We start from the raw sequence: 17332 nt of genomic DNA on the forward strand, positions 1-17332 counted from the left end.
TCACTGTGTGTTGCCGCCGCTCGCGCCACCGTTGCGAGCTTCGATGGCATCGATGGACTTCGTGAACGACTTTCCTAGCACTTGGGTGCCGACGAGTCCGAGTACCGACGCCAGGAGCTTTCCCTTGAGGTTCTTGCCGTCCCGGACCACGACGGCGTCGACATCGGTCAGGCCCGTCGGCTGCCGGGTCAGCGTGTAGGTATGGCTCGACGCCCCGCCCCACAGGTTGGAGTCGGTGGTTGTCATCACGACGCGGTGCGGGTCGGTCCAGTCGTAGTGCAGACGCTCCCAGATACCACTGGAGCCCTCGGTGACATCAGCATCGTGGGGTCCTTGTTTGTGCACTTTCAGGTAGCTGTCCGCACTGCGGCCGAAGATTTCCTCACGGCCCGGACCGAAGTCGGTCAGGCCGGCAAGGACCTGTTCGGGCGTCGCAGTGGTCGTCTTGTGAAGATGAATCGTGGTCATGGCGCCTTCTTTCAACTGTGGATGATCCGGTGCTGAAAAAGCCGGGGAGTGACTCATCCAGCACACCACTCACACGAAATGAATGAAAGAGAATTGCTCGCCCTGTCTCGATCCGCTGTCTCGATCCGCTATTCGACGCCGCGCCGGCTGGCAGTGATTGCGCCGTGCGGCCTGTAACCGCTCCCCGTCCGGGTATGGGTCTCGATCACGTCGAAACCCGCTGTGACCAGCATTTGGGCCAGTTCGGTCACCGGCCATCGATAACCAGTCGTCGCGGCGTGATCAAAAGGCTCTACCGTTGTGCCTTCGAAGAAGCCCACGAGCAACCCACCACCTGGGCGGATCACGCGCGCGAATTCAGCGAGCGGTGCCTCGATATCTTGCGGGTGATGGTGAATGAGCGAGTACCAGGACAGCACGCCGCCCAGTGAATTCGTTTTCGCGTCCAACGCCTCGAAGCCCCCGACCTCGAAGGAAAGATCCGGGTATTGGTTGCGTGCTCGTTCGACGAACTCGGGCACGAGATCGATCCCGCTCACAGCCAGCCCGGCCTGGGCCAGAAAGTCTGTCCACTGCCCCGGCCCGCACCCGGCGTCGAGTACGGGGCCGGTCAAAGTGGCAGCCCAGCTGGTCACCAGGTCCCGATCAGATACGTGCGTCGAATCCATCGAGCCGAAGAGGTCCGTGTACTCCTGGGATCTGGCCGAATACGACTTTCGGACTACGTCGCGGCGCGTTGCACTCGAATTCTCCACGCCGTCAATAATTATCGATGTGCACCATTCCTTCGCCACAACTCGCCGAACCGAAGGTTCATACTCTGTTGAAGGCCTACGGTCACGACCGGAAACTGAGGTCATATGGTGGAAGAGAAAGAACTGGCGGCGAAGATCCGCGAACTACTCAATGCCCGATCGGCCGAGTCGAGCATCTGCCCCTCCGACGTGGCCCGCGCAGCAGCACCCGACAATTGGCGTCCGCTGATGGAACCCGTCCGAGAGGCTGCCCGCCACATGGTGGCCCACGGCGAAGTGCAGATCACCCAAGGCGGCGAAGTCGTCGACCTGGAATCCGTACGAGGTCCGATCAGGATTCGGTGGGCTCGTTGATCAACCGCATGACTGCTGGCGGCACTGCTCTCGCAGCGTGAATCAGCGGAAACGGTCCAGATGCTCACGCAGGAACGCATCCAGGGTTCGTGGCTCACGCCCCAGGACACGTGCCACCGTGTCGGTGGGTGACTCCGGGCGCGAGACGGCAAGTTGCTGGATCTCCAGAATGTGCTCGGCCAGCCACGGAGGCATGTGGGCATGATCGACGAGGTTTTGCCGAAGTTCGTGCGGTGGCAGGTCGATATATTGGACGGGGCGATCGAGCATGCGGGTCAGAGAATCGGCGATGCCGCCGTAGCCGACTGCCTCGCTGCCCGTCAGGACGTAGGTGCCGCCGGCGAGGTCGGCGCGTGTGAGCACGGCCGCGGCGACGTCACCGATATCTCGGCTGTCGATCCAGTTGCACGGCGCGTCCCGCATCGCGCCCAGAATCACCCCTTGCGCAGCCACCGCCGGAGCCAGGAGCAACAGATTCTGCATGAACGCATAAGGGCGGAGCAGAGTGTGGCGGATCCCGGATGCACGCAGGTGTTCGCCGACGGCGTGGTGGCCGCGGGAGAGAGCGATGGGGGAGTCGGCCGCGGCGGCGGGGTCGGAGATCTTGACGATGTGTTCGACGCCGCTCTCGGCGGCTATGTCTATCACACGCGTTTCGAGCTCGACCTGTTCGAGGCCGTTGGCCATGGCGAGGAAAAGTTGTTCGGCCCCTTCGAAAGCCGTGCGCAGCGAAGTTGAGTCTGCGGCATCGGCCGGCACTACTTCGACCAAACCGTCGGCCAAGTCGCCGAGGTGGGCGCGCAGCCTGTCCGGGTCGCGGGACAGCGCTCGGCTCGGCACACCCGAGGATGCGAGACTGTGTAGCAACGCGCCGCCTGTGGTTCCGGACGCTCCCATGATGACGATCATCGTGTTCCTTTCGGTCTTCCCCGGGAAGCCGGGGATCGTTGACATATGTTGTCGGTCAGGGATTCTGACGGCGCCATCGCCAGCTGACGATGACGGCAGCGACAGCGGCAGATATCGGTAGATCGAGTTGCAGGCGAGCAAGCCAAGCAGTGTCGACCACGCTCGTGTGAGCTGGTAGCCAACGGGAGGCGAACCACCCGACGAGACCAGCAATCACAGCGGCTCCGACGGCAAGAATTGCCGCCACCATGACGCGAGGCAGTGTCGTGGTCCACGGCCGTGACCTCCCGCGACGCTGCAGCCAGGAGCCGATCAGCAACGCCACCACTGCCGACGTGCCCGCGATGGACGTAAATGCCGCCATCGTGAGGCCCGATTGGCCGGATGCGACTCCGCCCGCACCCGCCATCAGCGCAGGGGCAAGGTAGGCGACCAGCACCTCTCTCCACAGGATGAAAGGTCGTGCGCCGCGACGATCGGCAACCGGGTCGATTCGATTGGAATCGGTTATCTCCCTTTTGTTTTCGCGACGGATCGGCGGGGTGAGTCCGGACATGAAGGAGGCCAACTTTCCGATAATAATTAGGTGACTAACTATTTGGGCATGAAGAGAGAAGTCTCTGTCGAGAATTGAAGACGATTCGAATCGCTACGCGAATACTTGTAATCCCAGCCGACTACTCCGCAGTCAGCGCACCGATACCGCGAACGACCCGCGAGAGCAGATCCAAAAAAACCGCACGCTCGTCGACAGTGAGCTCGTCGACCATTTCCTCGAGACGAGCAAAGTGTTCGGGCGCCATGTCACGTAACCGCTGAGCACCACGAGCAGTCAGGACGACCACCGCACCACGCCCGTCCTCCGCGGACGGACGTCGAGCGACCAAACCCTCCTGCTCGAGCCCATCGACCAAGCCGGTGACCGTGGCCCGCGAGACGCCGAGATCAGCGGCCAGTCGCGAGGGAGATTTCTCCCCGTCGTGGTCTTCCAGATCCGCAAGCAGTCGGTAACGGCCGGTCGACAGTCCATACCTCGCGAAGTGAACCTCGGTCGCTCGACCGAGTCGCGCGCCCGCCGAGATCAGCCGCACCGCAACCAGCACAGCCTGCGGATCGGACCCGAGGCCGTAGTGCTCCAACTGCCGCCGCGCCTGATCCAACGTGGGTGAGTCGTGATCGGTTCCGTCCACTGCCATGCAACTAATATGGCACCTAACTACATTCTGGTCAACCCTCCACCAGAGCTAGCTTCAAACGCCGAACAATACCTGCGGGGCCGCATGGCAGTCCAGGTGATTGCCGGGATACGGCAGGACCTTCTCGAGGGCGAGCCCAATCGCAAAGGCCGTCTGGTCGTCGTACGGTCGCGTAACTATCTGTGTGCCCGTGGGGATTCCGTTCCGAGCGAAACCGGTGGGGATTGTCAGCACCGGGCAGCTACTCAGGATGTTGAAGGTGATGGCCGGTACAGCCTCGAGGTAGAACTCCAATTCTGTTCCAGCCACATTGATTCCGTGCCCCACGTAGTCGTCGCCGGCAAGAAAGCCCTCCGTCGCCACTGCCGGAGTGATCAACGCGTCATAGGTGTCGAACAGGGATCCGATCGACGAATACAGTTCGGCTTCGATCGCGAGTCCGTCGAGGAAAGTCGCGTCACCACGGATGCGGCGGGCCCATCGGGCGAATTCCTTCGCGTACTCCGTGACTTTGTCGGGGTGCGCGGACGCTTCGGCGGAGATCGATGCACCGAACACGTGATCGTAGTGAATGGCGGCCGCACGCATGATTGCAGCGCGTGACAAGTCGACTTCGATGATCTCCGCGCGTGCGCCCAGCGCAGTGAGGGTGTCCACCAACTTGGCGGTGTTGGCGGCAACGTCCGGATCAACCGGCCAGTCACCCAACGCGGGGATCACGGCGATACGCATTCCTGTCAACGAATGCGTTGCGAGGCCGGACAGCGGCGATGCCGGTACATGCGAGGCAATGTCAGTGGAGGTCGGTCCCGCGATGACCGACTGCAGTGTGAGGCAATCACTTACGGTGCGAGCCATCGGACCGCAGTGGCAGTAGCGATCGAGATTGAAGGGCGGATCAACGGGGACACGGCCATGCGGTGGCTTGAACCCGACAATTCCGTTGAGAGACGACGGAGTTCGGATCGATCCTGCAACATCGGAACCGGTAGCCAAGTGCGTCATCCCCGTGGCAAGTGCGACTGCCGATCCACCGGAAGACCCGCCGGAGGAGTATTTCGTGTTCCACGGATTGCGAGTGACGCCCCACAACTCGGACTGTGTGAACGCGGCCGAGGAGAATTCGGGCGCCGTCGATCGCGCGTGGACGATCGCACCGGCGTCGATGATTCGCTGCACGAAAGTGGAAGTGTGAGTGGCGATCACATCCTCATAGACCTTGGACCCTTGAGTCCAAGGTTGGCCTTGTACCGCTTCATCCTCTTTCACCACAACGGGAACACCGGCGAGCGGAAGGCTGACATCCGAGCCGCGGGCGTAGTGGCGTTCCGCTGACTTCGCTTGTACTCGTGCAGTAGCGAAGAAAGTGTGTCCCACTGCGTTCAAGGTTGGGTTGAGCGCCTCGATACGTTCGATGGTGGACTCGAGCACGTCCACCGGAGAAAGCGATTTGTCCCGGTAGCGTTCGAGCAACTCGGCCACATCCATGAATGCCGAAGCGGGTGTCTGGTGCATATCTGTTGTCCTGCCTCTATGAAGGTTTGTGTAGGCGACTAGGTTGTCAGTTCGCGCTTTGCCACGACGGGATTGCGGAATGTCGCGAGCAGCATTGCCAGAGTTGCGATTCCCGCGGCTGTCCAGAAGACCGTTTCGGAACCGGAGTGGTCGTGAATGCGTCCACCCGCGAACGCGCCGAGGGCGATGCTTGCATTGAAGACTGCAACCCACAGAGCAGAAGCGGCCTCGCGGTGAACGGGAGCTGCTTGTGCGATCCATGTTTGAGTACTCACCGATACACCACCGTAGAAGAGGCCCCAAGCCGCCATGAGCAGAGCAGCTGCGATCAAGGTGGTAGCCGAGATCGGAAACAGGGCGAGTGTGACCGCTACTCCCGCGCTGAGGATGACGACCACAGTCTTCGGAGACTTGGCTGCAGATGGCCCGGCAATGAAGTTGCCGACGACGCCCAGAGCCCCGTAGATCAAGAGCATCGTGCCGATCTGTGCAGGGCTCAACCCTGCGAAGAACTCCAGCCCCGGACGCACATAGGTGTACGCCGCGAAATGAGCGGTGACGATGAGCGCAGTAATCGCAAATCCGACCCGGACTCCTGGGTTCCGAAAGGCCGCCACGAGACTCCCGAGCGACAAGGCCCGATCAGCTGGCATCGTGGGTAGGACAGCGATCATGGCGATCGCGATCAGCGTCGCGGCGCAGCTGAGAGTCCAGAACGCCACGCTCCATCCGGCGACTGCCCCGATATACGTCCCAGCAGGGACACCGAGAACTGAGGCAACAGCGATTCCGCTGAAGATGATCGTGGTCGCCAACCCGACGGATCTGGTCTCCACCAACCTGGGAGCCAGGCTTGCGGCGAGTGCCCAGACTCCGCCCATGCTCACGCCTAGAAGGACGCGAGCCACAGCGAGGACAACGAAGCTCGGAGCAAGGGCCGTGAGGGCGTTCGCCGCTGCGACTACAAGCATCAGAACGATAAGCGTCGACCGACGATCGAAGCGCCGGGTCACGATGGGCACAAACGGGGCAGAGGCCGCTGCCACCAATCCGGTAATGGCCAGTGAGAGTCCTATGGTCCCTTCACTTTCCACCAGAGCAGCACCAATCGGGGTGAGTAGCCCGACCGGCATCATCTCTGCCGCGACAACGATGAAGGTGGACGCTGCGATCAGCGCGACCGCAGCCCAGTGGTTCTCAATGGTGTGTGCGTGGGTTGAGGACGTGGACGCAGGGCTGTTCTGTGCAGATGCGGAGTGGGGCATGTAACCAGAGAAGCTCCTGCACGCCGAAGGATCAACGGCGAATCGCTCATCCAACCATTAGCTCAATTCATCGATGAGCCATGATGGAGTGGTCGAATGAGTCGAAGGTCGGAGTGAAAATGTCGGAGCCCCCGATGCGTGAGATCGAGTGCTTCCTCGTTCTCGCTGAAGAACTGCACTTCGGTCGCACCGGCGAGCGGCTGTTCATCTCCCAGAGCCGAGTGAGTCAGCTGATCAGCGCGTTGGAGCGTCGTATCGGCACCAGCCTGGTGGCGCGCACCAGTCGCCGCGTGCACCTGACTGAATTCGGTGCCGATTTTCTTGCGTCGTTGGCTCCCGCGCATCGTGCGCTTGTCGGAGTAATCGAGGACGCTCAGTCAAGAGCACGCAACACGCCGACGCCGTTTCGGGTGGGTTTCCAAGGAGCAATTTACGATTCGATCGCGGCTGCTGTCTCTCGTTTCGAGATACAACATCCGCAAACATGCGTGACCATCAAAGAATTACCCCTGGGTGATCCGTTCAGTGATGTACTCGCCGGGCGAATCGATGCGGCAGTGGCCCTTCTCCCCGTAGATGAGCCGGAACTGACAACCGGGCTCGTCTTTTCTCGACAGCCCCAGACCCTCGCCGTCTCAGTCCATCACCCGTTCAGCGAACTGGGCGTGATCGACGCCGAGCAGTTGGCGCAGATCTGTCTCGTACCCATCACCGGCCCCGCCCCCGACTATTGGCAGCGTGTGAATTCCCCGAGCACGACGCCGGGCGGAGCCACGATTACCACGCAGGGTGGGGCGAGCACCGTTCAGGAAGGCCTGTCGCAGGTCGCATTCAGTCAGGTCGGCCTCATCCTCTGCGCTGCAACCGCTGCATACAGCCAGCGCTCGGACATCACATTCGTACCGATCAACGGATTACCCGAATCTGCTTTGGGTCTCGTGTGGCGTACCGATCTCGAAAGCCCACGACTTCGCGCTTTCGCGAAAGCAATCGAGGAAGCACACACCTGTCCCTCCTGACGTCGATCAGTAAGTCGCGGAAGGAGTCCGGGGCGTTGAGATGCATCGTGTGTGAGATGATCGCGCCATGTCTGCGATCACCGACTACTTCACCGCGCGCACGGATGAGCATGCCACCTCTGCCCTCGAGGGACTCGTCGACTTGGAACCAGAGGTGATGGAGGCGAACGCAGCTTCTCGCCCGCGGATCCAGTTGGCTGCGAGTGGGACTCCAGTTCTGCAGGCGAAAGGCGTCGATCCAGTTGTCGCGCTCGGCCGACTGGAGGCAGCCCTCACCGCTCGCCCCTACGACGAGGTAGCAAAAGGTCCACGCTGCGGGAAACTCGTCGCAATGAGCGACGACGGCGACACCCTCGTGCTCACGGTTACCGACGAATTACGCGATGCACTAGCGGAATTGAACGCTGACGGTGTCGCCGCCGCTGCGGCGGCCTGGGCAATCGACGAGACGAGTGAACCGTCGGAGGACTCAGTGCCGTTCCTGACCGCCTTCGCCGAACTAGCGACCAGAGCTGTGGCTCAGGGCGAACGAATGTACGGCTACGTCGTCATCTGAGCTTCGCGACTCCGCCGATCTGAACAGACAGGTCGTTCGTCTTCGACTCCCGACTTACCGTCAGCCCGGGATCTGCCGGGCCAGATCGTTGCGGTCGAAATCGGAGAACTGCTGGGTGTCAGTGCAGTATCCACAGCTCGCTCCGAAGAACTCGGTGCGAGCGTTCGGATCGTCGAGTAGCCAGTACCGCAGCCACGCCGTGCTCGGCCCGCGCATATCGCCGCCGTTGATCGCCGTACCGAAGTGCGTGGCGCCGCGCAGTTCCAGATACTCGGCAGGCACGTGGTCGGCGTCCTCGTACATCGCCCGCACGATCGCCGGCCAAACGATTGCGTCGGCCTGGCCGGCCAGATAGAGAACGGGCTCGTCGATGAGATCGACATCATTGAGCGGGCCTGGTTGGATCGCGACGGCGGTGTCGACGCGGTCGTCGATCGCCGCGTTGATCGCCGCAGACCCGCCCTGCGAGTGCCCCACCGCACCAATGTGTTCCAGGTCGACTTTGCCGAAGAAGACGCTCGACGGGCTGGCCGCCTTGTCCGCGATGAGGTCGATTCCCGACCGCATGGTGATGGCGAAATTGCTTGCCGGGGTATTGGCGGCGACCACGATGAATCCGTGGCTGGCGTAGTGGCGCAACAAAGAGGTGTACGCACCGGGGAGCACACCGGTTCCGTTCCCCCAGATCACAACAGGGTGCTTCTCGCCGCGCGCGCCGAGCTGGCGCGGGTAGTACAGAGTGTGCACCAGCCCGATCGAGACGTTCGGCGTGTACGGCCCTGCACTCGCCCAATCGTGCCCGACGCTCGGGATGCCGGGCGCATCGGCAGCCGCTGTTCCGGTTGCGCCCGTGAGTCCTAGCGTCGCGCACAACGCAACCGCCGCTGCAGCATTCACGAAATGTTTCAGAGACTTTCGCATGAAAGTCAACCTTTCGAAGTTGATCCGGAGTGACGTGTATTACATATTCACGGGAAGGCAACCCGTCGGCTATGTTTCAGGAAACGGACTATCCCAGAAGGGTTGTGTCTGTGGACAAAATCATCGTTCTCGGTGGACGCCCGGCCGACGCGAATACCCAGAGCGCAAGGTCGAGATCGCCTCGGCCTACGGCTTCCGCGCGGATTGCTCGGCACACAGCCGTAGGAAATGTTCGACGATCTGCGTGTTCGGGCCGTCCCTTGCCACGGCTGCGATCTTCCGTGGGGGCAGTTCGAATATCTCGCCCACAGTGCACCCGCGTTCGGATGCTCGCTCGGCACTGGAGAGTTCGAGGATGACAGCACCGATCCCTTCGTACGCGAAATCCGCGAAGGCATCGCGGTGCTGTGACCTCATCACGAATGCGTGGTCGATTCGCGGTTCGATCGACCGCAGATGGCGATAGACATCGGAAGTTTCGAACCGTGGTGCGACAACCAAGCCGATGCGCATGAGATCTTCGCCGATGAATACCCCGTCCACCGGTGGCGGGGTACCGGGCGGGCAGACGAGCCGCAACTTGTGGTCCGGGAGGCGCACCGTGCGCGTCCCGGGAACACCGGTGGGCGGCGACTCCATTATTGCCACGTCAGCGGTGCCTGCCATGACCGGATGAATCGCATCGGCCACGGACGACCCAGGCGGATCCGAGATGGTGATCCTCAGGTTCGGCACCTCCGTGCGCAGCGCTCCGAGCAGTACCGCTGCGGGATCGTCCGCAAGGCTCGCTGTCGTGGCAACACTGAGGTGGGGGACTGCTGACAGTAAGAACTCGCGCTCGACTACTAATCGGTCGAGCGCGGCCAGCGCTTCGCGTGCTGGATCGATGAGATTCCGTCCGCGCGCAGTCAGCGTCGCGCCGGTCCGGCCTCGATTGAAAAGCCGTCCTCCGACGCGTCTTTCGAGCCGCGCAATTGATTGAGAGACGCTCGATGTTCCCGTGAACTGATTTGCCGCTGCCGCCGTGATACTGCCGTGTTCGACGACGGCAAGGAAGTCTTGTAGCTGCCGCGGATCGATTCGCGGGGTGGCGGACTCTCCGAACTTGCTCATCCGGCGTTCCCCATTCCACCTTCGTCACGTAATCGGCTGGTCGTCTCGATAAACGCTTGTGCCGCAGGCGATGGCGTCGAACCGTGGAACATCCAGATATCACGAGTGAGCGGGGGCCGAGTACGACACAGCACCACACCTTCTCCGACTGTATCGGCGACAGATTCGGGAAGGAAAGCGACACCGACTCCCGCGCGTACAAGTGGGATCATCGAAGCCACAGAGATAGTCTCCGCAACCACCGCCTCGTCCACAGTGCCTTCGCCCAGGCGTTCCGCCAACAGTCGCCGAGTGACATCGTCACGCGGGCCGGTGATCAATCCGATTCGCAACAGATCCGTCAACGCCGCCGCCCCCTCGCCTTCACTTCGTGCGGCCGGCACCAGCGCAACGATTTGTTGCCGGCCGAGAAGGATACGTTCAACGCCCTCGTCGAACACCTCGTCCACCCCGAGCCCAATATCAGCCTGACCCGAGGCGACCACCGTTCCGATTCCGTCGGTGTCGTTGCTGAGCATCGTCACCGCAACATTCGGAAACTTTCTTTTGAACGCACCCAGGGCTGTGGCCGCTGGATCACGCGCCAATGTTCGCGGACACACGACCGTTAGCCGACCCCGCTGCACGACGTTCAATGGATGCAAAGCGTGATCCAAATCCCGGTATGCCCGAAGTACTTGGGCCGCCGGACCTGTGAGATCGCGTCCAGCGTCGGTCAGGGTGACTCCCCGCGATCCACGGCGGACGAGCGTCAGGCCGCACTCTTTCTCCATTCTGGCGAGAGCCTCCGAGATTGTCGGCTGGCTGACCCCCAGTCCGCGAGCCGCAGCGGAAATGCTGCCCCGATCAGCAAGGGCGAGAAAGTATTCCAGATGACGCCGGTCCATTCGGGGTTCCCTTCTCGTGGCAGTCCTCGCGCGCGCCCGATTTTGCGCCCGTCAGGCATAGGGAAACCCTATGGCATACCTCTCGAATGTGGCGTAGACGGGAAGAAGAATCCCGTGATCTGCTTCACATATGAACGCAGTGAGCAACAACCCGGGGAGCTTCGACCAGAGGCACCCGTCTGCTTTTGTCGAGCACCTATCGCCGCCTGCGAGCACCACGGAGGAGGCGCCGAAATGACCGAAACCATCACCGCAAGTTCGCCATCCGGTGCTACGTCACCCCGTTCTGCGAGGCGGGCACGCTCTGAGCCGAAGCCCGCTCGACAGCGTCGATCCGGTACGCGACTCACCATCGGGGTACGACTGGCCCAGGTCGCGCTGCTTCTGGTCCTACTCGGAGCGTGGCAGCTCGTCGCATCGCAAGGTTGGATCGAGCCAGTTCTGGCCAAAACGCCAGGCGAGGCCTGGGCCTACTTCACCGCAGCGGTGCAGTCGGGCGAGATTTCGTCGAACTTGCGTGCCACGATGACTGCCGTCGTGATCGCGTGGATCCTCGCTAGCGCAGTCGGGGTGGCGGTCGGACTCTCTCTCGGACTGCTTCCGACCCTCGAACGCATCATGAGTCCGTTCCTGGATGCGGCGAATGCCATGCCACGTCTTGCGCTGGCGCCTCTGCTTATCGTCATCTTCGGAATCACGATGACGGCGAAGGTCGCTCTCGCGTTCACACTCGTCTTCTTCATCGTCTGCTCGAGTGCACGAGCCGGTGTGAAGTCGGTGGACGACGAATGGCTCCGACTATCCACTGTCCTGAATGCCAGTAAGACACAGGTGTTCTGGCACATCCTCCTCCCCGTCGCAACACCTGGCATTTTTGCCGGTCTTCGGTTGGGGCTGATCTATTCGCTACTTGGCGTTGTCGGTTCGGAACTGATCTCGTCACGGGACGGGCTGGGCCAGCTTGTGTCGATCTACTCGGCCCAGTTCCGGATGGAAGCGGTCTACGCGATCCTCATACTTCTCGCAATCGTCGCAGTCGTCCTCAACCAGGTCATGAACTTCGCCGAGCGCTACCTCCTTCGGTGGCAGCCGCCGGCTCGACGATGACAGGAATCATCATGGATACCAACGTGATTACACCCGCCGTACAACTCGACGGACTGACGATATCCTTCCCCTCACCCGACGGGTCGGCGAAAACTGTGGTCGACAATCTCGACCTCACCATCCCTCGCGGACAGTTCGTGAGCTTGGTCGGCAGGAGCGGTTGCGGAAAGACCACTCTGCTCAACGCGCTCGCTGGATTGGTGGACGCAACAGAAGGGAAGACTGAGGTCCTCGGCACAACACCATTCGACGCTCGTTCTCGGATGGGCTTCATGATGGCCCGAGATGCGCTGTTCCCGTGGCGAACAGCGCAGAAGAACGTGGAGTACGGTCTCGAATTGAGGGGAGTACCCAAGGCGGAGAGACGAACTCAATCAGCGCGCTGGCTTGCGGCCGTTCAAATGTCCGAGGCGTCACGGCTGTGGACTTGGCAACTCTCCCAAGGGATGCGCCAGCGTGTCGCGTTGGCCCGAACGTGGGCACTGGATCCGGACATCTTGTTGATGGACGAACCCTTTGCCGCCCTCGATGCGCAAACCCGAGTCGAAGTACAGCGAGAATTCCTCGAGCTTTGGCAATCTCAGGTAGGCCGGACGGTCATCTTCGTAACCCACGACCTCGGCGAAGCCATCTGTCTCTCCGACCGCGTTCTGCTGCTCGGGGCCGGCCGGGTGATCGACGACGTCAGCATTGACATCGAACGCCCCCGCGAACTCGAAACCCTCACCGCCGAACCTCGATACATCGAAATCTTCAACCGGCTGCGTGGTCAGCTCGACCACTGATGTGCCCAGCCAACTCAGCTTGATTTCTGATGCGCCCAGCCATCAAGGAACAGGAATCCCATGAAACTTCGACCTTTTGTCGGCACAGTCATTGCAGCGGCCCTACTGCTTTCCGCGTGTGGAGGGGGAGGGCGTCCGAACGACGGTAGCGTCGCCATCGGGGTCTACCCTGCGAGTGCTTTGTCCCTGCCTGTCTACGTCGCTGTCCAACAAGGAATGTTCGACAAGGAAGGCCTCCACGTCGAGCTCATCGACGGAAAGAACGGGCCCGAACTCATCAGCGGTCTCATCGGCGGTACAACCGATCTCGCGGTCGGTGCACCCGGAACCGTCGTGCCGGCCATAGAGCAAGGGCAGAGTCTGCGGCCACTGTCCCCCTACGGGTCGATCGATCTTGCCATCGCCGTGACGAAAGACAGCGGCATCACCACCATCGAGGATCTGCCCGGCAAGCGGATCGCCATACCGTCGCGTGGCGGCGCGGCCGAGCAATTCGTCAATCAGCTTCTCGCAGAGAGAAACATCGACGCCTCCACGGTGCAATTCATCGCAGCGGCACCCACCGCGAGTCAGATACCACTCGCACGAAAGGGCGACATAGATGCCGCCGTTCTCACCGCTGCCAGCCAGGCCGTATTCGATGCTCAAGGAATTCCGATGACGGCGATTACAGAAGTAGACCCGGTGGGCTCTGACGGCGTGAGTTCATACGGCCTGGGCACGGTGCTCGTCACGACAGCCACATTCGCTGAATCCGATGCTGCTGCCCCCGTGTGTGCGGCGCTCGAGGCCGCAGCAGGGTGGATAGCCGATCCCGCGAACGAGCAAGCAGGAGCTCAACTTCTCACCGAGCGAATGAATGTTCCTGCTGACAAAGCCAACCAGGTGTGGGCTTCGCAGAAGAGCCTCTGGCCTGTGCAGATTTCGGCCGACCGATGGACCCAGAACGTCAGATGGGTGAACAACCAGACCTCGGGCAAGTCCGACGCAGACGTCCCTTTCGACCCCCTCTGCTGACCAACGCCCCCATACACAATCCAGTTCGTCTACCACGAGAGAGAAGAAACGATGACACAACTCACTGACCAGTCAACACAATCCGAGTCCCAGCACGATCGCCGGCAGCTCACCGAGGCTTGGTCTGCAGTCACCGACAGCCTTGCGACATTCGGTTCGACCGCTGCCGCTACCGGATCGCCGCTGGACAGCGCCGAAGGTGTACGGCACGCACTTCGCCTGTTCGGATACCTCGCCGAGATGAACATCGAGCGCCAAGACGTGCTCCGGCCTGAACTCTTCACCCTGATGTCACCGATGCGAAAGTTCTGGGGAGACGGCATCGACGTCGACTACTGGACTGCGATGATCGACCCCAACGAGACATATCGCATTCACGGTAACCGTGGCACAGTGCCCTACGTCGCCGTCCTCGCCAATCGTGTGGGCGCGTCTGGGACCGACCGGGTCGCCGACAACATCGTCATCGACGACAAGGTGTGTGACGCGGACGGCAACTTCGAGATCTTCGTCGCACAAGAGCTGGAGGGGCGCAGCGGCATTCGGCTGGATGAGCGCTGCTTCGACGTAGTAGTTCGTGTGTATCACAAGACGCGTAACGCGGAGATCGATCCTGTTCTCCACATCGAGCGCCTCGGTCCGCCGCCTGGTGCACGCCCCGATCTCGACACGGCGTGGCTGACCCAGCGCCTCACGAAACTTGCTCGTGGCATGGACGTGAGCCTTCGACGCAGTAATCAGCTCATCGAAACACTCAGTCAGTCTCCCAACGAGATTCGCGTGACCTCGGAGCAGCGAGGGTGGGGAGACTTCTACGGCACCAGCTCCAACCAATACGTTGCCGGCTGGTGGTCACTGAAAGACGCTACTGCCGTGGACATTACGTTCACCATCCCCGACTGCACCTACTTCGGAGTGATGCTGTACAACCACTGGTTCGAGTCCTTCGAGTACCGCGACCACACCGTCAACCTCAACGACGCACACTTCGAGCGCAATGACGATGGAACCGTGACAATCCGCATCGGGGGAGCAGAAGGCGACAGAAATCGATTGAACCCCTGCAACCACACCGAAGGCATCCTGTTGGCGCGCTGCCTGGAGCCCGCTGAGGATGTCACTTCGCCTCATGTGGAGATCATTCGATGACCGACGAAGTAGACCTGCCGTTGGCAGGTGTCCGAGTAGTGGAGATCGGTCAACTGATCGCAATACCCAGCGCCGGGCAGCAGTTGTCCGATCTCGGCGCCGAGGTCATCAAGCTCGAGCCTCCAGGTGGTGAACCGGCCCGACAAATCGACGCCGACTACGCGCGCGGCATCTTCTACGGGTACAACCGTGGAAAGCGTTCAATCTGCCTCGACCTCAAAGACTCCGCCGATCTGCAGCGAGCTCGGGATCTGATCACATCGAGCGACATCTTGCTGCACAATCTTCGCCCGGGAACCCTCGATCGATTGGGATTCTCCTCTGCCGAACTCCAACGTCTGCGACCGGAAATCATCGCCGTCTCGGTCAGCGGGTACGGTGCGGAGGGTCCGTCCGCCACCCGCGCCGGGCTCGACATCGCTGCGCAAGCAGAGAGCGGACTGATGTCGGTGACGGGTGAGGCGGATGGCCCGCCACAACGTGTGGGCGCACCGGTCATAGATCATGCAACGAGCTACGTTGTCGCTCAAGCGGTACTGGCAGCGCTACTGCGGCGCGAACGCACCGGCAGGGGCTCCTCCGTCCGAGTTTCCCTGCTGGACGTCGCAATCCACTTGCAAACCGCCAACTGGATCGAGTGGCAGGTATCCGGAAAGCCCATGAGTCGCAAAGGGAACGGACAACCGAGCGTCGCACCGGCGGCAGACGTCTTTCGTGCCGTCGACGGCGAGCTGGTGATCAGCGGCTACCAACCGCAAGCCTGGATTGAACTGTGCAAGGCAATCGACCTGCCGGAGTTGGCCGACGACCCGCGGTTCACCACCAACGCTCTGCGCGTGGAAAACCGTGTTGACCTCGTCGCCACCATCGAGAAGCAGCTGTGCCACCGTAGCGCCGCGGAAGCGGTAGAGCATCTCACTGCGGCCGGAGTGGTTGCCGCAGTTGTGCGTGACTACGACCAGGTAATTTGCGCCGACGATGTGATCGCGAACCGTACCTTCATCCCCGGCACCAACGAACATGGCGAACAGTATTTGACGCCTGCCATGCCCTATCGCGCCGAACCTCCGATGGCACGAACTGAACTTTCACAGGTTCCGGCCTTGAACGAGTGGACAACATCGACGCGCTGAATGCGCCGTTCGGGTCGAAATTGACTTTGCACCAACGTAACTGACAAACAGATAGCCATGCACCATCGAGGAGATGTCCAGTGCTGACCACCGCATTTACCGAGACATTCGGAGTTCGCCACCCAATCGTGCAGGGCGGCATGCAATGGGTGGGGAGAGCAGAACTCGTAGCGGCAGTTGCAAACGCCGGCGCGCTCGGCATGCTCACTGCCCTGACACAGCCGACACCTGACGATCTTGCCCGAGAAATATCCCGAACGCGCGAGCTCACCGACCAACCGTTCGGAGTCAATCTCACAATCCTCCCCACGATCACGCCCCCGCCCTACGATGAGTATCGCAACGTGATCATCGACTGCGGAGTGAAAGTCGTCGAGACAGCCGGATCGTCTCCCGCGCCCCATCTGCCGCACTTTCACGGCGCAGGCATCAAGGTTCTCCACAAGTGCACCAGCGTCCGCCACGCGGTCAAAGCCCAGGCCCTCGGTGTCGACGGCATCAGCATCGACGGGTTCGAATGTGCCGGGCATCCAGGGGAAGACGACGTACCGGGTCTCGTCCTCATCGCTGCAGCAGCAGAGCGGATCAGCATTCCCATGATCGCGTCCGGTGGATTTGCCGACGCGCGAGGATTGGTGGCCGCCCTGACGCTTGGCGCCGACGGCATCAACATGGGCACTCGGTTCATGTGTACCGAGGAGTCCCCGATTCACCGCAACATCAAAGAGGCGATAGTGGCTGCCTCGGAGGTCGACACGGAACTGATTTTCAGGTCACTACGCAATACCGCACGGGTAGCACGCAACAGCATCAGCCAAGAAGTTGTCGAAATCCTCTCCAGTGGTGGCAAATTCGAAGACGTTCGACATCTTGTGGCCGGTGCGCGGGGCAGAGCGGTGTTCGACAGCGGCGACCAGGAGGCTGGCATCTGGACGGCTGGGACTGTGCAAGGATTGATTCACGACATCCCCACAGTGGGTGAATTGGTGGAACGAATTGTCACAGAGGCCGAAGCACTGATTGCCGGACGGCTTACCGGCCTCCTGGACCCGGTCAGCGCCTGACTACGTCCGAACCCACTGGGCGCTACCGTCGGCCAGTTCTTCGCGAATGCCCCTGCCGTTGCGCTCGTCGACCCGCGTGCCGCCGATACCTCGTCCTCGATGCGTCGTGCGGTGACGGG

General features: G+C 61.5%; 19 protein-coding genes. 9 read left to right on the forward strand and 10 right to left on the reverse strand.

The genetic code is table 11. The annotated features are described in order from the left end of the window. Positions 1–468: a hypothetical protein gene (locus KTR60_RS27895; protein ID WP_065456480.1), complete on the reverse strand. Its 468-nt coding sequence runs from the start codon at positions 466–468 to the stop codon at positions 1–3. A gap of 128 nt (positions 469–596) precedes the next feature. Then, the gene (locus tag KTR60_RS27900) at positions 597–1223 is read right to left on the reverse strand and encodes a class I SAM-dependent methyltransferase (protein ID WP_228401488.1); all 627 of its coding nucleotides are present in this window, start codon (positions 1221–1223) and stop codon (positions 597–599) included. A gap of 105 nt (positions 1224–1328) precedes the next feature. Between KTR60_RS27900 and KTR60_RS27905 the strand changes: the two genes are divergently transcribed. Further along, complete coding sequence (locus KTR60_RS27905; RefSeq protein WP_042922952.1) at positions 1329–1577, forward strand: DUF3253 domain-containing protein; 249 nt, start codon at positions 1329–1331, stop codon at positions 1575–1577. A gap of 42 nt (positions 1578–1619) precedes the next feature. On the opposite strand, the gene KTR60_RS27910 is transcribed toward KTR60_RS27905, so the two are convergent. The 5 genes from KTR60_RS27910 to KTR60_RS27930 form a co-directional block, all read right to left on the reverse strand. After that, a complete protein-coding gene (locus tag KTR60_RS27910; protein WP_228401489.1) occupies positions 1620–2486 on the reverse strand; it encodes an NmrA family NAD(P)-binding protein in 867 nt (288 codons plus the stop codon). Positions 2487–2541: 55 nt separating this feature from the next. Continuing rightward, entirely contained in the window at positions 2542–3042 is a 501-nt protein-coding gene (locus KTR60_RS27915; protein ID WP_192712685.1) for a hypothetical protein, read from the reverse strand. Positions 3043–3163: 121 nt separating this feature from the next. Then, positions 3164–3682 carry a MarR family winged helix-turn-helix transcriptional regulator gene (locus tag KTR60_RS27920; RefSeq protein WP_003943230.1) on the reverse strand — a complete coding sequence of 173 codons (519 nt, stop codon included), beginning with the start codon at positions 3680–3682 and terminating at the stop codon, positions 3164–3166. A gap of 54 nt (positions 3683–3736) precedes the next feature. Beyond that, positions 3737–5197 carry an amidase gene (locus tag KTR60_RS27925; protein ID WP_228401490.1) on the reverse strand — a complete coding sequence of 487 codons (1461 nt, stop codon included), beginning with the start codon at positions 5195–5197 and terminating at the stop codon, positions 3737–3739. A gap of 38 nt (positions 5198–5235) precedes the next feature. Next, the gene (locus KTR60_RS27930; RefSeq protein ID WP_136471071.1) at positions 5236–6462 is read right to left on the reverse strand and encodes an MFS transporter; all 1227 of its coding nucleotides are present in this window, start codon (positions 6460–6462) and stop codon (positions 5236–5238) included. A gap of 119 nt (positions 6463–6581) precedes the next feature. Between KTR60_RS27930 and KTR60_RS27935 the strand changes: the two genes are divergently transcribed. Beyond that, positions 6582–7481, forward strand: a complete 900-nt coding sequence (locus KTR60_RS27935; RefSeq protein ID WP_136471073.1) for a LysR family transcriptional regulator — start codon at positions 6582–6584, stop codon at positions 7479–7481. 67 nt (positions 7482–7548) lie between these two features. Further along, the gene (locus tag KTR60_RS27940) at positions 7549–8037 is read left to right on the forward strand and encodes a hypothetical protein (RefSeq protein WP_065456474.1); all 489 of its coding nucleotides are present in this window, start codon (positions 7549–7551) and stop codon (positions 8035–8037) included. Positions 8038–8097: 60 nt separating this feature from the next. On the opposite strand, the gene KTR60_RS27945 is transcribed toward KTR60_RS27940, so the two are convergent. The 3 genes from KTR60_RS27945 to KTR60_RS27955 all read right to left on the reverse strand — a co-directional run bounded on the left by KTR60_RS27945 (position 8098) and on the right by KTR60_RS27955 (position 10958). Then, on the reverse strand, positions 8098–8958 hold the full coding sequence (locus tag KTR60_RS27945) for an alpha/beta hydrolase family protein (RefSeq protein WP_047272388.1): 861 nt from the start codon (positions 8956–8958) through the stop codon (positions 8098–8100). A 186-nt stretch (positions 8959–9144) separates the two neighbouring features. Then, positions 9145–10071 (reverse strand): LysR family transcriptional regulator, encoded by a 927-nt coding sequence (locus KTR60_RS27950; RefSeq protein WP_228401491.1) that lies wholly within the window; start codon positions 10069–10071, stop codon positions 9145–9147. Beyond that, positions 10068–10958: a LysR family transcriptional regulator gene (locus tag KTR60_RS27955; protein WP_228401492.1), complete on the reverse strand. Its 891-nt coding sequence runs from the start codon at positions 10956–10958 to the stop codon at positions 10068–10070. The genes KTR60_RS27950 and KTR60_RS27955 overlap by 4 nt, the downstream gene beginning before the upstream one ends. Positions 10959–11192: 234 nt before the next feature. Between KTR60_RS27955 and KTR60_RS27960 the strand changes: the two genes are divergently transcribed. The 6 genes from KTR60_RS27960 to KTR60_RS27985 all read left to right on the forward strand — a co-directional run bounded on the left by KTR60_RS27960 (position 11193) and on the right by KTR60_RS27985 (position 17213). Next, on the forward strand, positions 11193–12065 hold the full coding sequence (locus KTR60_RS27960; RefSeq protein WP_029256682.1) for an ABC transporter permease: 873 nt from the start codon (positions 11193–11195) through the stop codon (positions 12063–12065). Between the two features lie 11 nt (positions 12066–12076). Next, on the forward strand, positions 12077–12850 hold the full coding sequence (locus KTR60_RS27965) for an ABC transporter ATP-binding protein (protein ID WP_020971337.1): 774 nt from the start codon (positions 12077–12079) through the stop codon (positions 12848–12850). Between the two features lie 60 nt (positions 12851–12910). Beyond that, positions 12911–13867 carry an ABC transporter substrate-binding protein gene (locus KTR60_RS27970; protein WP_003943065.1) on the forward strand — a complete coding sequence of 319 codons (957 nt, stop codon included), beginning with the start codon at positions 12911–12913 and terminating at the stop codon, positions 13865–13867. 51 nt (positions 13868–13918) lie between these two features. Next, the gene (locus KTR60_RS27975) at positions 13919–15016 is read left to right on the forward strand and encodes a hypothetical protein (RefSeq protein ID WP_228401493.1); all 1098 of its coding nucleotides are present in this window, start codon (positions 13919–13921) and stop codon (positions 15014–15016) included. Beyond that, on the forward strand, positions 15013–16149 hold the full coding sequence (locus tag KTR60_RS27980) for a CaiB/BaiF CoA transferase family protein (protein ID WP_228401494.1): 1137 nt from the start codon (positions 15013–15015) through the stop codon (positions 16147–16149). The genes KTR60_RS27975 and KTR60_RS27980 overlap by 4 nt, the downstream gene beginning before the upstream one ends. 80 nt (positions 16150–16229) lie before the next feature. Beyond that, complete coding sequence (locus KTR60_RS27985) at positions 16230–17213, forward strand: NAD(P)H-dependent flavin oxidoreductase (RefSeq protein ID WP_228401495.1); 984 nt, start codon at positions 16230–16232, stop codon at positions 17211–17213. Positions 17214–17332: the final 119 nt, after the last annotated feature.

The sequence above is a fragment of the Rhodococcus sp. C1 genome (assembly GCF_020809065.1).
Classification (GTDB): domain Bacteria; phylum Actinomycetota; class Actinomycetes; order Mycobacteriales; family Mycobacteriaceae; genus Rhodococcus_F; species Rhodococcus_F qingshengii.